General features: G+C 72.1%; 16 protein-coding genes and 1 pseudogene. 9 read left to right on the top strand and 8 right to left on the bottom strand.

Going from position 1 to position 12,778, the window contains the following annotated elements:
- The 4 genes and pseudogenes from BJF79_RS60640 to BJF79_RS18615 all read left to right on the top strand — a co-directional run.
- Positions 1–233: pseudogene (locus BJF79_RS60640) on the top strand (DNA polymerase III subunit gamma and tau); the annotation flags it as partial.
- A 183-nt stretch (positions 234–416) separates the two neighbouring features.
- Entirely contained in the window at positions 417–812 is a 396-nt protein-coding gene (locus BJF79_RS18625) for a YbaB/EbfC family nucleoid-associated protein (RefSeq protein WP_410050107.1), read from the top strand.
- Positions 813–863: 51 nt separating this feature from the next.
- Positions 864–1,463, top strand: coding sequence for a recombination mediator RecR (recR, locus tag BJF79_RS18620; protein ID WP_075899115.1), 600 nt, complete (start codon positions 864–866; stop codon positions 1,461–1,463).
- Positions 1,456–2,037 (top strand): DUF5063 domain-containing protein, encoded by a 582-nt coding sequence (locus BJF79_RS18615; protein ID WP_075899113.1) that lies wholly within the window; start codon positions 1,456–1,458, stop codon positions 2,035–2,037. The genes recR and BJF79_RS18615 overlap by 8 nt, the downstream gene beginning before the upstream one ends.
- A gap of 62 nt (positions 2,038–2,099) precedes the next feature.
- Here BJF79_RS18615 and BJF79_RS18610 read toward each other — a convergent pair whose 3' ends face one another.
- Positions 2,100–2,564 carry a hypothetical protein gene (locus BJF79_RS18610; protein WP_143220026.1) on the bottom strand — a complete coding sequence of 155 codons (465 nt, stop codon included), beginning with the start codon at positions 2,562–2,564 and terminating at the stop codon, positions 2,100–2,102.
- 83 nt (positions 2,565–2,647) lie between these two features.
- Positions 2,648–3,409: a helix-turn-helix domain-containing protein gene (locus BJF79_RS18605; protein WP_075899111.1), complete on the bottom strand. Its 762-nt coding sequence runs from the start codon at positions 3,407–3,409 to the stop codon at positions 2,648–2,650.
- An 86-nt stretch (positions 3,410–3,495) separates the two neighbouring features.
- Between BJF79_RS18605 and BJF79_RS18600 the strand changes: the two genes are divergently transcribed.
- On the top strand, positions 3,496–3,885 hold the full coding sequence (locus BJF79_RS18600) for a nuclear transport factor 2 family protein (RefSeq protein ID WP_075899123.1): 390 nt from the start codon (positions 3,496–3,498) through the stop codon (positions 3,883–3,885).
- Positions 3,886–3,954: 69 nt separating this feature from the next.
- On the opposite strand, the gene BJF79_RS18595 is transcribed toward BJF79_RS18600, so the two are convergent.
- Entirely contained in the window at positions 3,955–4,350 is a 396-nt protein-coding gene (locus BJF79_RS18595) for a winged helix-turn-helix transcriptional regulator (protein WP_075899110.1), read from the bottom strand.
- Positions 4,351–4,460: 110 nt separating this feature from the next.
- Here BJF79_RS18595 and BJF79_RS18590 point away from each other — a divergent pair, with 110 nt between their 5' ends.
- Both BJF79_RS18590 and BJF79_RS18585 read left to right on the top strand, forming a co-directional pair.
- Positions 4,461–4,997 (top strand): SRPBCC domain-containing protein, encoded by a 537-nt coding sequence (locus BJF79_RS18590; RefSeq protein WP_075899121.1) that lies wholly within the window; start codon positions 4,461–4,463, stop codon positions 4,995–4,997.
- A 107-nt stretch (positions 4,998–5,104) separates the two neighbouring features.
- The gene (locus BJF79_RS18585) at positions 5,105–5,773 is read left to right on the top strand and encodes a TetR/AcrR family transcriptional regulator (RefSeq protein ID WP_083733567.1); all 669 of its coding nucleotides are present in this window, start codon (positions 5,105–5,107) and stop codon (positions 5,771–5,773) included.
- On the opposite strand, the gene BJF79_RS18580 is transcribed toward BJF79_RS18585, so the two are convergent.
- From BJF79_RS18580 to BJF79_RS18570, 3 genes are all read right to left on the bottom strand, one after another.
- The gene (locus BJF79_RS18580) at positions 5,774–6,709 is read right to left on the bottom strand and encodes a hypothetical protein (RefSeq protein WP_075899109.1); all 936 of its coding nucleotides are present in this window, start codon (positions 6,707–6,709) and stop codon (positions 5,774–5,776) included.
- Positions 6,710–6,901: 192 nt separating this feature from the next.
- Positions 6,902–8,680 carry a prolyl oligopeptidase family serine peptidase gene (locus tag BJF79_RS18575; protein ID WP_075899108.1) on the bottom strand — a complete coding sequence of 593 codons (1,779 nt, stop codon included), beginning with the start codon at positions 8,678–8,680 and terminating at the stop codon, positions 6,902–6,904.
- Between the two features lie 78 nt (positions 8,681–8,758).
- Complete coding sequence (locus tag BJF79_RS18570) at positions 8,759–9,487, bottom strand: MerR family transcriptional regulator (RefSeq protein WP_262402240.1); 729 nt, start codon at positions 9,485–9,487, stop codon at positions 8,759–8,761.
- A gap of 143 nt (positions 9,488–9,630) precedes the next feature.
- On the opposite strand from BJF79_RS18570, the gene BJF79_RS18565 reads away from it, so the two are divergent.
- Positions 9,631–9,837: a hypothetical protein gene (locus BJF79_RS18565; protein WP_262402239.1), complete on the top strand. Its 207-nt coding sequence runs from the start codon at positions 9,631–9,633 to the stop codon at positions 9,835–9,837.
- Positions 9,838–9,864: 27 nt separating this feature from the next.
- On the opposite strand, the gene BJF79_RS18560 is transcribed toward BJF79_RS18565, so the two are convergent.
- Together BJF79_RS18560 and BJF79_RS18555 are read right to left on the bottom strand one after the other, a co-directional pair.
- Positions 9,865–10,416, bottom strand: coding sequence for a hypothetical protein (locus BJF79_RS18560; RefSeq protein ID WP_075899105.1), 552 nt, complete (start codon positions 10,414–10,416; stop codon positions 9,865–9,867).
- Positions 10,417–10,689: 273 nt separating this feature from the next.
- On the bottom strand, positions 10,690–11,616 hold the full coding sequence (locus tag BJF79_RS18555; protein ID WP_075899104.1) for a LysR family transcriptional regulator: 927 nt from the start codon (positions 11,614–11,616) through the stop codon (positions 10,690–10,692).
- Between the two features lie 107 nt (positions 11,617–11,723).
- On the opposite strand from BJF79_RS18555, the gene BJF79_RS18550 reads away from it, so the two are divergent.
- Positions 11,724–12,778, top strand: a 1,055-nt coding sequence (locus tag BJF79_RS18550; protein WP_262402238.1) for a pyridoxal-phosphate dependent enzyme, incomplete at its 3' end; no start/stop codon positions are given.

Genomic DNA, 12,778 nt, shown 5'->3' with positions numbered 1-12,778 from the left:
CCCCGCACCCGCTCCGCCGCAGTCGGCGCCGGCGCCGTCCGGACCGGGTCCGACCGCCCCGCCCGCCGGACGAGCCGCCGCCGCCGGACGAGCCCGCCCCGATGGACGAGAGCGACGAGGTGGACCCCGAAGGGGACGCCGACGCGGACGGGCTCGAAGCCGAGATGAGCGGGATGGCGCTCATCCAGCGCGAGCTGGGCGGGCAGATCATCAAGGAAATCGACAACTCCTGATCGGAATCGGCTCACCGCATCGGCTCACCGCATCGGCTCACCGCCGTCCGCACTTACCGCCGCGCGCCGTGAACCCGTAGTCTCGGGGGACGGACGTCCGGTGGTCGGCGGGTCACCAGAGAGAAGGCCCCTACCAGGGGCCGGAAGAAGGAGTGCACCGTGGAACCCGGTGGTCAGTTGAACATGCAGGAACTGCTCCAGCAGGCGCAGGCCATGCAGGCACAGCTCGTCACCGCGCAGCGCGAGCTGGCGGAGGCCGAGGTCAAGGGCACCGCGGGCGGCGGGCTGGTCACCGCGACCGTCAACGGCGCCGGGGAGATCATCGGCCTGTCGATCGACCCGAAGGCGATCGACCCCGACGACCCGGCCGACACCGCGGAGACGGTCGCCGACCTGGTGCTCGCCGCGATCCGCGACGCCGGACGCGAGGCCCAGGAGCTGCAGCAGGAGAAGATGGGCCCGCTCGCGCAGGGCCTCGGCGGCGGGGGCGGCATCCCCGGGATGCCCGGTCTCGGCGGCGGCGAGGGCGGCGGCGGCCTGCCCGGCGGCTTCCCCGGCCTCGGCGGCGGACGGTCCTGACGCCGACGCTTCGCGCACGTCCACCAGTACCCGAGCGGAAGGAAAGGTCCGTTGTACGAAGGGGTCGTTCAGAACCTCATCGACGAACTGGGCAGGCTGCCCGGCGTCGGCCCCAAGAGCGCGCAGCGGATCGCTTTCCACCTCCTGGCCGCCGACCCGGCCGACGTGGAACGCCTCGGCAAGGCGCTCAAGGAGGTCAAGGACAAGGTCCGCTTCTGCAAGACCTGCGGCAACGTCGCGGAGGAAGAGGAGTGCCGGATCTGCCGGGACGCGCGCCGCGACCCCCACGTCATCTGCGTGGTCGAGGAGTCCAAGGACGTCGTCGCCATCGAGAAGACCCGGGAGTTCCGCGGCACGTACCACGTCCTCGGCGGCGCGATCAGCCCGATCGAGGGCGTCGGCCCGGACGATCTGCGCATCCGCGAGCTGATGCAGCGTCTCGCGGACGGCACCGTCACCGAACTGATCATCGCCACCGACCCGAACCTGGAGGGCGAGGCGACCGCGACCTACCTCGCGCGGCTCGTCAAGTCCATGGGCCTGAAAGTCACCCGACTGGCCAGCGGCCTGCCGGTGGGTGGCGATCTGGAATACGCCGACGAGGTGACGCTGGGCCGCGCATTCGAAGGACGGAGGCTGCTCGATGTCTGACACCAACAGCCCGCAGGAATGGACGGCCCTCTCCGAACGGGTCGCCAAGCACGTGGAGAACTATCTCAACGGACTGAACGCCGTCGCGCGCGGCGACGGCGGCACCCAGACGGTGTCGCTCCTCCTGCTGGAGGTGTCGCAGATCATCCTGGCCGGTGCGCAGCTCGGCGCCAGCGCCGACGTGATCCTCCCGGACAACTGGGAGCCCGAGATGGGCGACGACCCCGACCTCGACGCCGTCCGGACGGGCCTCGCCGAACGCCTCGTCACCGTCGACGAGTACGCCGAGGTGTTCGACCCCTACAAGGACACCGAGTCCACCGCGTACCGGCTGTCGGACGACCTCGTGGACGTCGCGAGCGACCTCGTCCACGGCCTGCGCCACTACCAGCAGGACCGTCCCCTCGAAGCCCTCTGGTGGTGGCAGTACTCGTACTTCAACCACTGGGGCAACCATGCGGGCGCCGCGCTGCGCGCCCTGCACGCCGTCGTCGCGAACGTCCGCCTCAACGTGTCCGAGGAGATCGCCGGCGAGGTCGCCGCCGCCGCCGAAGAGGTCGCGACCGCCCCGTAGCCGTAGCCGCCCCGCTCACGGACGACCGGACCCGAACCCGGGCCCGGACGCGGCGTCGCGGGTCAGTCGCCGGACGCGCCCCAGATGGCGATCTCGTCCGGTGCGCCGTCGCGGTAGAGGACCACGTAGCGGCCGGTCCACTTGGCGTAGGACGAGTCGATGGGCGGGCCCATGCCCGGTGCGGCGGGGACGGCGAAGGCCCGTTCGAGGTCCGCGCGGGTGGGCCGCTCGCTCCCCAGGTGCGTCCGCATCTCGTCGGCCGACAACGCCCTGATCGCCCCGACCTCTTCCGGCCGGTCGGCGTCGATGACCTGGTCCATGTCGAGGATCGAGTGGGTGCCCACCTCCCAGAATTCCTCGGCCTCCTTGCACGCGAGGAGCGCCTCCAGTGAGGAGTCGTCGATGAACTCGTCTTCCTCGTCGCGGTAGTAGTCGCCGTCGTCGAACACTCGTCGCTGCAGGTCGGGAAGGGCTTGCTCGATGTCTTGCCGGAAAGGGACGAAGTAGTTCCAGCCGGATGCACCCATGGCGGGCGATTGTGTCATAAGGGTTCGGGAGAAGGGCGAGATGCGCCCGGGACGGTCGGCGCGGGCCGGCGGAAGTCGGCGACCTATCGCGGGCTCCAGTAGGCGGCGCTTTCGGCGTCCGCCGGGTAGTACGACTCGATGGAGATCTCGTCCAGAGTGATGTCCATCGGGGTGCCGAATGTGGTGATGGTCGAGAACAGGCGCAGTTCCCGGCCGTCGAAGCGGACGATCATCGGGATCACGACGTCGGGTTCGATCGGTCGGCCCGGCTCGTCCGCCGCGGGCGCGAGGAACTCGTCGTAGAGCGCGGCGAGTTCGGGGTCGGGGGCGGCGGCGAGCTGGCGCGCGATGCGCGAGCGGAACACCGCGCGGACGTCCGCCGTGTTGACGACCAGGCGGGCGAGGCCGCGCGGGTCCAGCCCCAGCCGGACCAGGTTGACCGGCGGCCGCAGCAGGTCCGGGTCGACGAGCGCGAAGAACGGGTCGACGGCGCGGTTGGTCATGAGGATGTTCCATCGGCGGTCGAAGACGAGCGCCGGGTACGGTTCGTGCGCGCGGAGGACCCGGCCGACCGCGTCCCGCGCCGCCGACAGCGCGTCACCGTCGAGGGGGCGTTCGGTGTAGCGGGGGGCGAAACCGGCGGCGAGGAGCAGCCGGTTGCGGTCGCGCAGCGGCACGTCGAGGTGGTCCGCGAGCCGGAGGACCATGTCCGCGCTCGGGTTGGACTTGCCGGTCTCGACGAGGCTGACGTGGCGGGCCGAGACGTTGGCGGCGATCGCGAGGTCGAGCTGGCTGATCCGGCGCCGATGCCGCCATTCCCGCAGAAGTTCCCCGACGGTGTTCACGTTCGTCGAGCGTACTCATCGTGGCGCCGGACGCCATGAAATGGGAGTTCATCGACAGCCGACGGGGCCGCGGCGACACTGCGTCCATGACCACGGAGAACAAGAGCATCGTCGAACGGGCGCTGGCGGAACTGATCGGGACGGGCGACGTCGACGCGCTCGGACGGTTCCTCAGCGACGACTTCGTCCACCACCGGCCCGACTCGACCTCGAAGACCAAGAAGGAATGGCTCGCCGCGGTGGGGGCGGCGCTGGTGCCGCTCGCGGGCATGCAGGTCGAGGTCGAGCACGTGCTGGCCGACGGCGACCACGTCGTGATGCATTCGCGGCGCCGGCTTCCGGACGGCGGGCCGGAGATCGTGGTCGTCGACGTGTGGCGGGTCGACGGCGGGCTGATCGCGGAGGGGTGGGAGATCATCGAGCCGGTGGCGCAGGCCGCCGCGAACCTGACGTGGTGGGAACCCGCCGGGCGCTAACCGGGGACGGACGGGCGGACGGACGGACGGCGCGCGCGGCGCGTTCGTCCGTCCGCGTGCACCGGTCGGTCACGTTTCGTCGTCGTGGTTCTGGCGGTTGCGGGCGATATCGGCCTGGTGGGTCCGCGTCCATTGGACGAGGTGGTCGACGGCCGCGGCCAGGGAGCGGCCCAGCGGGGTGAGTGCGTATTCGACGCGCGGGGGGACCTCGGCGTAGGCGGTCCGTGTGATCAGTCCATCGCGGCGGAGGGCGTGCAGGGTGTGGCTGAGCATGCGCTGTGAGATGCCGGGGATCCGCTCGTGCAGGGCGGTGAAGCGTATCGGGCCGGACGCGAGCGCCGTGACGACCAGGACGGTCCACTTGTCGCCGACCCGGGCAAGGACATCGCGGACGAGTTCGATCGTCTCGGCGCATTCGGGTGCCGTCCCCCGGGCGACCAGGTCGGCGCGGAGTGCGGCGTCCATGCGGTTGTTCCTCCGGTGCGTTGCTTACGTGAAAGTGCGTATTGAACAGCGGGATTAACAGGGGGCGGGCCGCAATTCCTTACTGATGATAATCAGAGGAAGGGATGCTGATGAGCGCACAGGAAACCGCGGCCGGGCCGGAGGGCGGACACGACGTCCGGCACGACACCTTCACGATCTCTCGGCGTCTGGACGCCGCGCCCGCCGCCGTCTTCGCCGCCTTCGCCGATTCCGACATCCGGCGGCGCTGGTTCCGGCTTCCCGGATCGGGGGCCGTCTACCGGCACGAGTTCCGGGTCGGCGGCGGCGAGACGGCGCACAGCACTTTCTCCGTGCTCGGTTCGGCCCCGGAACGGCTGGAGTACCGGTCCCGTTACCTGGACATCGTGCCGGAACGCAGGATCGTCTTCGTCTACGAGTCCACTGTCGACGACCTGCTGCGCTGGACGTCCCTCGCTACCGTGCTGCTGGCCGGTGACGCCCGATCGACCCTCCTGACGTGGACCGAGCAGGTCGCCTTCCTCGCCCGTACCGGCGACGGCGGCGCCGACCTGCCCCATCTGCGCGGCGCCACGTCGCTCCGCCTGAACGGCCTGGCGGTGGCGCTCGACCCGGGAGGCCGCCCGGACCGGCTCTCCCTCACCTGAGGAAGCGGACGGGCGGGCGGGCGGACGGGCGGACGGACGGGCGGGCGCGGCGCGTTCGGGCGGTCGGCGCCTGACCGCGCGGCGTTCCGGGCCGTAGGGTGGCAGGCGTGACCGAGACGAAGGCGGTGAAGTCCGAGCAGACCCGCGCGCTGATCGTCCAGACGGCGCTGCGGCTCTTCCGGGAGCGCGGGTACGAGGCGACGACGATGCGCGCGATCGCCAAGGAGGCGGGCGTCTCGGTCGGTAACGCCTACTACTACTTCGGCTCCAAGGAGGAGCTGATCCAGGCGTACTACGACGAGCTGCAGGACGAGCACGTCGCGGCGTGCCGGGCCGTGCTGGCGGCGGAGACGGGTTTCGCGGCGCGGCTGCTGGGCGTGCTGAAGGCCCGGGTCGACACGATGGTCCCGTATCACCAGTTCGCCGGGAAGTTCTTCAAGTTCGCGGCCGAGCCGACCAGCCCCCTGAACCCGTTCAGCGCGGAGTCGGGTCCGGCGCGCGACTCGGCGGTGGAGATCTACCGCGAGGTCGTGGACGGCTCCGATCTCAAGATCGACAAGGAGTTCCGCAAGGAACTGCCCGAACTGCTGTGGCTGTACTCGATGGGCATCGTCCTCTACTGGGTGCACGACAACTCGCCGGGCTGCCGCAAGACCTATCTGCTGGTCGAGCGGACCGTGCCGCTGGTGAACCGGATGGTCGCGATGTCCCGAATCCCCGGGTTCAAGTCGGTCACCCGGGAACTCGTGGACATCATCCGCGATGTTCGCGCGTGATCACGTGTACGTGATGTCCCAGTGGTCGCTTTCGCGGGCGTAGAGCCCGCCTTCGGGTGACCGGTACAGCTTCGCCCCGTCGCTGCGGACGCCCTTGCGGTCGTAGCCCTCGATCTCGCGGTCGACGCACGCGCCCGTCGCGATGTCGATCTTGTAGCCGTTGTAGTGGCTGTGGCGCCCGGGCGCGTGGCCGCGCTCGGTCCCGCCGGTGACGACGATCTTGCAGTCGCTCTTCGCCGCGAACCGGAGCAGGCCTTCGAGGGTTTCCCAGCGGAGCCCGGTGAAGGACGTGCACGTCGGCTTCTCGCGGTCCGAGCAGTTCCCGGTGGACCGCCACTCGATGTCCCGGGAGCGCAGGACGTCCGTGACGAACCCGTGGTCGAGCCGCTCCGCCTTCGCCTGCCGCGGCAGGTTCGGCTCGTCGGGCTTGGCGGCGGTCGAAGCGGCCTTCTGCACGGTGGCTTCCTGCGCGGTGTCCTTCTGCGCAGCGTCCTTCTGCGTGCTGTTCTCCTGCGCGGTGTCCTTCGGCGCGGTCTCGACGGCCGGCTTGAGGACGGACGGTGCCGCGTGCGTCCCCGAAAGGATGGGCGCGGGCGGGCGGCCCATGGGCAGCGGCGCGGCGTCGGACGGCACGGGCGGCCCGTCCGACATCGTGGCGCCGTCCGGCACCGTCGCCCCCGCGGGCGCGGGTGCCGTCGAGGCCATCGCGGCGGTGGAGGCGGTCACGAGGAAGGCCGTCGCCGCGAGCATCGTGCCGGTGGCCAGGGCGACGATGCGGGGCGCGGGCCGCCGCGGATCGAAGCGGCCCGGTTTTCGGCGGTCCGAGGTGCCGACGTCGATGCCTCGGTCACAGAAGCTGCGGGCGACGCGGGTGATCCGGCCGGGCGTGCGGGCGGACGGACGGTCGTGGTCGGTGTCGTGCGGCAGCCGTGTCATGCGATCCCCCTCGATCAGCGATGTCAGAGCGCTGCGCCGCCGCATCGGGCGGTGGCGCCGAGGGGTCGCCGGTCACGTTGTGTATACGAACATGTACCGACTGTGCTCATTAGCGGCCGACGGAGGGATGCCCCACCATCTGATCACGTAAACGCGGGGACGTGCGGTTCATCCGCACGTCCCCGCGACAGATCACGACATGCCGAGATGTTTCCGGGCGAAGTCGATTTCGGCCGCCATCTGGGTGATCCGCTCCTCGACGACGAGCGAGCCGTGCCCGGCGTCGTACCGGTACATCTCGTGCGGTTTGCCCAGTTCGGCGAGCCGTCCGAGGTAGTTGTCGATCTGCCGGATCGGGCAGCGCGGGTCGTTCTCCCCGGCCAGGATCAGCACCGGCGCCCGCACCCGCTCCACGTAGGTGATCGGGGACGACTCGCGGTACCGGTCCGGGACCTCGGCGGGCGATCCGCCGAACAGCGACCGGTCGAACGCCTGGAGCCCCTCCATCTCGTCCTCGTAGGCCGCCACGTAGTCGGCGACCGGCACGCCCGCGACGCCGACGCTCCAGTCGTCCGGCTGCGTGCCGATGCCGAGCAGCGTCAGGAACCCGCCCCACGACCCGCCGGTCAGCACGATCCGCTCCGGATCGACGAGGCCCGACGACACGGCCCAGTCGCGGACGGCCTTGATGTCTTCGAGTTCGGTCAGCCCGACCCGTCCCTCGATCGCGTCCCGCCATTGCGACCCGTAACCGGTCGAACCCCGGTAGTTGACCCGGACGACCGCGAACCCGTGGTCGATCCACGCCGCGGCGGACGCGACGAACGAGTCGTCGTCCTGCGCGGTCGGTCCGCCGTGGACGTCGAACACGGTCGGGTACGGGGCCGCCGAACCGTCGTCGGGCCTGCTGACCAGCGCGTGGATCCGGCCGCCCGGACCGTCCACCCAGGCGTCCTCGACCGGGACGGACGGCGGCGCGGCCGGTCCCGGCGGGGTCAGCACGACCGCCCCGGACGTCGACCGGATCACCGGCGGCTCCGCGGCCGACGACCACGAGAACTCGATCGTCCCGTCCGGCCGGACGTCCGCGCCGCCGATCACCCCGCGCGGCGTGTCGATCTTCGTCAGCGCGTCCGTGCGCAGGTCGTAGCGGTACAGCTCGTCGCGCGCCTCGTGCGAGTGCGACACCAGCAGCGCCGTCCCGTCCGGGTACCAGTCCGCGCCGATCTCGCCCGGCAGGTCGAGGACGATCTCGTGTTCGGTGCCCGCGACCGGGTCCCAGATCAGCATCTCGTCGCGGCCCCGCCGCTCGTGGTTCACCAGCAGCCGCGCGTCGCCCGCGACCGGCGCGAACCCGGCGCCGTAGACGCCCTTGCCCGGCCCGTCCCACAGGTCCGCGACCGCCGTCCCGTCCGGACGGACGACGCGCAGCGCCATGTGCCGGCTGTCGCCGTGCTCGCTGTGCCCGATCGCGATCAGCGTCTCGTCCCGCGACAGCGCCGCGACGTGCGTGTCCTCCGCGTGGTGGTACAGCACCTCGGGTTCGGCGTCCGGACGGCACAGGTGGATCGTGTTGCCCGCCTCCGTCGTGCGGCCGACGACCGCGAGCCCGCTCGCGCCCAGCGACAGCCCGGACGGGTACGACGGCTCCAGCCCGGGGACGGCCGGGGCGCTCTCCGCACCCTCTTCCGCGTCGAACGCGACGCGCTTCCACACGCCGAACTCGTCGCCGTCGGTGTCGGCGAACCACCACACCCACGTACCGGACGGGTCGACGCCGCCCGTCCAGGTCCCGTTCGGCCGGTCGGTCACCTGCCGCCGCGCGCCGGACGCGCGGTCCCACGTGTAGATCTCCCAGGTGCCGGTCACGTTCGACCGGTAGACGCTGCGGTCGGGCGCGTCACGCGCCCATCGGGGCAGGCTGATCCGGGCGGCGCGGAACCGCGCCTTCCAGCGCTCTTCGTCGACCATGCACCCAGTATGGCCGCGCCCGGCGAGTGCGGGCCGCACGCCGCCGGGCGTCGGCGCACGCGCCCGCGCGCGCCGCCGTCAGGGGGCGAGGGGGCCGAGCAGCCGGTCGATCGCCGCGCGCACCTGCCGGTCCATCGCCGCCGCGAACCCGGCCTCGACCGTCACCTGCGCGCCGGGCCGCAGCCGCGCCAGCGTGTCGGTGAGGTCGCCGAGGTCCTGCTCTTCGAGGCTGCCGACGACGTGCGTCGCGATGAGGTCGACGAACATCGCCGCGAGCCCGTCCATGCTCCGCTGCAGTTCGCGCCCGGCCGACAGCACCGCCTCCAGCGGCACCCCGGCGCGGACGAGCGTCACCGTGGCGTCGAGCTGCCGGCGGCTCCAGTGCGTCACCCGGTCGCCGTCGATCTCGATGAGGCCGAGCTCCAGGGCCCGCTCCACCGACGCGGCCCCGACCTCGCCGGGGAACAGCGCGGCCAGCTCGTCCATCGCCATGGTCACCGGTTCCTCGGTCGACCACGGCGTCGTGACGGCCTTCTCCACGCCCAGCACGGCGCCGATGTCGCGGCCCTGCTCCCACGCCGCCAGGAGTTCCCGGATGCCTTCGAGGGTGTGCCCGCGTTCCAGTAGGTTCGCGATCATGCGCAGCCGCGCGAGATGCTCTTCGGAGTACAGCCCGATGCGGCCCTGCCTGCGCGGCGGCGGCAGCAGCCTGCGCTCCTGGTAGTAACGCAGGGTCCGCACCGGGACGCCCGCGGCCTCCGCGAGCTCCGCGATCCGGTATTCCCGTCCATGGTCCGGTTCCGTCACGGCCTCATCGCTCACGGGCGTCAGCATAGTTCGCGAACGGGCCCGGCCCCGCCCCGGCGGGCCGGAACGGGCACGGTCCGGGGCACGTCTGAGCACTGTCGCGCCCGCCGTCCCGGCGGGTTCGAGATCGAAAGGCAAGGATGATGAGCAGAAGAGTCGCCCTCACGATGACCGTCGTGGTCGCCGCGTTCGGCCTGACCGCGTGCGGCGGCGGAGGGGACCGCTGGTGCGAGCACGACGCGACCGACAAGCGCGTCAGCGACAGCCACTGCGAGAAGAACGAGCCCGGCTACGAGTGGGAGTCGGACGGCGGCGGCAAGACGAAGAAAAAGAAGAAGTCGCGCCACTGACGGCCGCGCGGGCCCGTCCCGGCGAGGTCACGGGGCGCGGCGGGCGGTCATGACCTTGCGTTGTCGTCGCCGCCTGCGGCGTTCGTCGTCGTCCTGCGGCCGCGCACCGGCCTCCGCGGCCAGCAGGTCGCGGAGGTTGCGCGGGACGACGTCCTCGCGGCGGTCGGCGAACGGTGAACGGGTCGGCTTCATCTCCCTCTCCTCTCCCTTCGCGGCCCGGCCGCCCGGCGCACCGGACCGGCCCGGCCGCCGCGTTCCGTTCCGCGCGGGCGCGGACGGGACGCGCGGTCGGTTCACCGCGGGACGGTTCGTGCCGTCCGCGGCGCGCCCGTAGGCGCCGGTGACCGCGGTGATGGCCCAGCGCATCCGGGCGAGGTAGGCGTCCGGGTGGTCGCCGGCCTCCTGCGCGATCTCGGCGAGGCAGGCCTCCCGGTCGTCGCCGCAGGCGCCGAGGCGCGCGTCGACGGCCGTGCGCACCTGCGAGGCGGACGGGTGGTCGGACTCCTGCAGCGCGGAGCCGTACAGGAGCCTGGCGAGTTCTATGGTGTTCATCGAGGTGAGGATCGACGTATCGGACATCGTGGCCTTCCTGCGGCCCGATCCCGTCTCCGGGCCGCGTCCCTCTACCGCCGATTCCGACTCTGCCCGGTCGGCGGAGTCTTCGCCATCCGGGAAAACACCCAAACTGGGTACGGGACACCCGCATGTGCCCGTGGACGGGCGTTAGGGGCGTGGGGGAGACCCGGGAGCCCCGGCGTGTCGCCGGTCTCGTCGCGCCGGGCCGGAGGAGCGTGCCTCGGCGAGGAGGGACGTGATGTTCCGTGGTGAGAAACGGATGTTGTGCATCCGAGCTTAGCCGCCGTCTGCAAATTCTTTGAGGGTCTCTTGGGGTCGTTCTCGCAGCGGGCGGGCCAGCGCCTCGCGCCACGCGCGGACCGCCGGGTGCGCGCCGCTTCCCCGCCGTGTCGCGGTGAACAGCCGCCGGACGTGCCGTCCCCGCGGCAGCCGGACGAGCCGGACCGCCGGGGCGCCGCCCGTCCACACGAGGTCGGGGAGCAGGGCGGCGGCGTGCCCGCGCTCGACGAGCCGCAGGTGCAGCAGCAGGTCGGTCGACTCGTACCGGACGTCCGGCTCGAACCCGGCGTTCCGGCACAGCCGCGTCGCCCAGTGCCGTGACGCCGTCCCGGCGGGCTCCAGCACCCAGGGAAGCCCGGCGGCGGCCGCCAGTGACGGTTCGGCCGCCGAACCGCCGGGGAGCGCGAGCCGCATCTCGTCCTCCCCGAGTTCGGCGAACTCGATGCCGTCCGGGCGCGGGATCGGCTCGTCCGGGTACTCCTCGGTGACGGCCACGTCGAAGTCGCGCGCGAGGAGCGCGGGCAGCGCGCTCTCCGGCTCGCACTGCGTGACCTCGACGCGCAGCCCCGGGTGCGCGTCGCCGAGCAGGCTGAGCGCGTCCGGGACGAGCGCGAGCGCGGCCGTCTGGAACGCGGCGACGCGCAGCGTGCCCGTCAGGCCCCGCAGGGACGCCGCGAGGTCGGCCTCCGCCCGTTCGAGCCGTTCGAGGACCGCCTCGGTGTGCGCGACGAGGATCTCGGCCTGCGGGGTCAGCCGGACGCGCCGCCCGACCGGTTCCAGCAGCGGCACCCCCGCCTCCCGCTCCAGCACCGACAGCTGCTGGGAGATCGAGGACGGGCTGTACGACAGGGCTTCGGCGACGGCGGCGAGTGTCCCGCGGTGCTTCAGCTCGCGCAGCAGCCGCAGCCGGTGCAGATCGAGCATTGCGCCCCCGCATCGGTTCGACCGTTCACTTTCACTGATGATTATCGCTCGAAAACATGTGCTGGACCGATGTGAAGGGTGTCGGTGAGCCTGAACGCATGGCCACGATGACCCGAACCTCCTGGTATGCCCGCCCCCGGCCCGCGCTCTCCGTCGACTCCGTCTCCGTCGACTCTGTCGACGACGGGAACCGCCCGTCCGGTGCCGTGGCCGCGTTCCACCGCACGCTCCCCGGCTACGCCCCGACCCCGCTGGTCGAACTGCCGTCGCTCGCCGCCGAACTGGGCGTCCACAGGCTGTTCGTGAAGGACGAGTCGTCCCGGCTGGGCCTGCCCGCGTTCAAGATGCTGGGCGCGTCGTGGGGTGCCTTCCGGGCGTTGTCCGAACACTACGGTCTCGCAGAACCGACGCTCGAAGAGCTGCGCGCGCGCGTGCGTGCCGGACGTCCCGTCCGGTTCGTCACGGCGACGGAGGGCAACCACGGACGGGCGGTCGCCGCGATGGCCCGCCTGCTCGGCGTTCGTGCCCGCATCTACGTCCCGTCCGGTGTCCACCCGGCGGCGGTCGCGGCGATCGAGGGGGAGGGCGCGCGGGTCGCCGGGGTCGCGGGCACGTACGAGGAGGCGGTGCGCCGGGCCGTCGAAGCGGCCGCATCGGCCGAGGGCGACACGCTGCTCATCCAGGACACCTCGGTCCCGGGCCAAGACTCGGACCAAGTACCCCAGTGGATCGTGGACGGCTACTCCACCCTCTTCACCGAAATCGACGACGAGCTAAGCGCGCGCGGGGTCGAGCCACCGGGGCTCGTGGCCGTCCCCGTGGGCGTGGGCTCGCTGGCCCAGGCCGCCGTGGCCCACTACCGGTCCGGACGGTCCGGACGGTCCGGACGGTCCGGACGTGCGACGCCGCCGCCCACGCTCCTCACCGTCGAGCCGGACGCGGCGGCGTGCGTCCTCGCGAGCCTCGCCGCCGGACGGCTCACCACGATCGGGACGAGCGCGACGATCATGTCCGGGTTGCACTGCGCGACGCCGTCCGCGCTCGCCTGGCCCCACCTGCGGGACGGCGTGGACGCGGCCGCGTCCGTCGCCGACGGTGCCGCCGCCCGCGCCGCCCGCGACCTCGCCGCCCTCGGCGTCCGCGCGGGACCGTGCGGCGCCGC

The organism is Actinomadura sp. CNU-125 (genome assembly GCF_001942465.1).
Lineage (GTDB): Bacteria > Actinomycetota > Actinomycetes > Streptosporangiales > Streptosporangiaceae > Spirillospora.
The sequence above is the reverse complement of the archived record's forward strand: the minus strand, read 5'-3'. Positions and strand labels throughout refer to the sequence as shown.

What these genes read in the sequence shown, in the direction of transcription:
- BJF79_RS18625 (WP_410050107.1), top strand. Translation starts at nt 417, where the DNA reads ATGCAGGAACTGCTCCAGCAGGCGCAGGCCATGCAGGCACAGCTCGTC.
- BJF79_RS18575 (WP_075899108.1), bottom strand. Translation starts at nt 8,680, where the DNA reads ATGGTCGACGAAGAGCGCTGGAAGGCGCGGTTCCGCGCCGCCCGGATC.
- BJF79_RS18580 (WP_075899109.1), bottom strand. Translation starts at nt 6,709, where the DNA reads ATGACACGGCTGCCGCACGACACCGACCACGACCGTCCGTCCGCCCGC.
- BJF79_RS18595 (WP_075899110.1), bottom strand. Translation starts at nt 4,350, where the DNA reads ATGGACGCCGCACTCCGCGCCGACCTGGTCGCCCGGGGGACGGCACCC.
- BJF79_RS18560 (WP_075899105.1), bottom strand. Translation starts at nt 10,416, where the DNA reads ATGTCCGATACGTCGATCCTCACCTCGATGAACACCATAGAACTCGCC.
- BJF79_RS18615 (WP_075899113.1), top strand. Translation starts at nt 1,456, where the DNA reads ATGTCTGACACCAACAGCCCGCAGGAATGGACGGCCCTCTCCGAACGG.
- BJF79_RS18610 (WP_143220026.1), bottom strand. Translation starts at nt 2,564, where the DNA reads ATGGGTGCATCCGGCTGGAACTACTTCGTCCCTTTCCGGCAAGACATC.
- BJF79_RS18555 (WP_075899104.1), bottom strand. Translation starts at nt 11,616, where the DNA reads ATGCTCGATCTGCACCGGCTGCGGCTGCTGCGCGAGCTGAAGCACCGC.
- BJF79_RS18600 (WP_075899123.1), top strand. Translation starts at nt 3,496, where the DNA reads ATGACCACGGAGAACAAGAGCATCGTCGAACGGGCGCTGGCGGAACTG.
- BJF79_RS18590 (WP_075899121.1), top strand. Translation starts at nt 4,461, where the DNA reads ATGAGCGCACAGGAAACCGCGGCCGGGCCGGAGGGCGGACACGACGTC.
- BJF79_RS18565 (WP_262402239.1), top strand. Translation starts at nt 9,631, where the DNA reads ATGAGCAGAAGAGTCGCCCTCACGATGACCGTCGTGGTCGCCGCGTTC.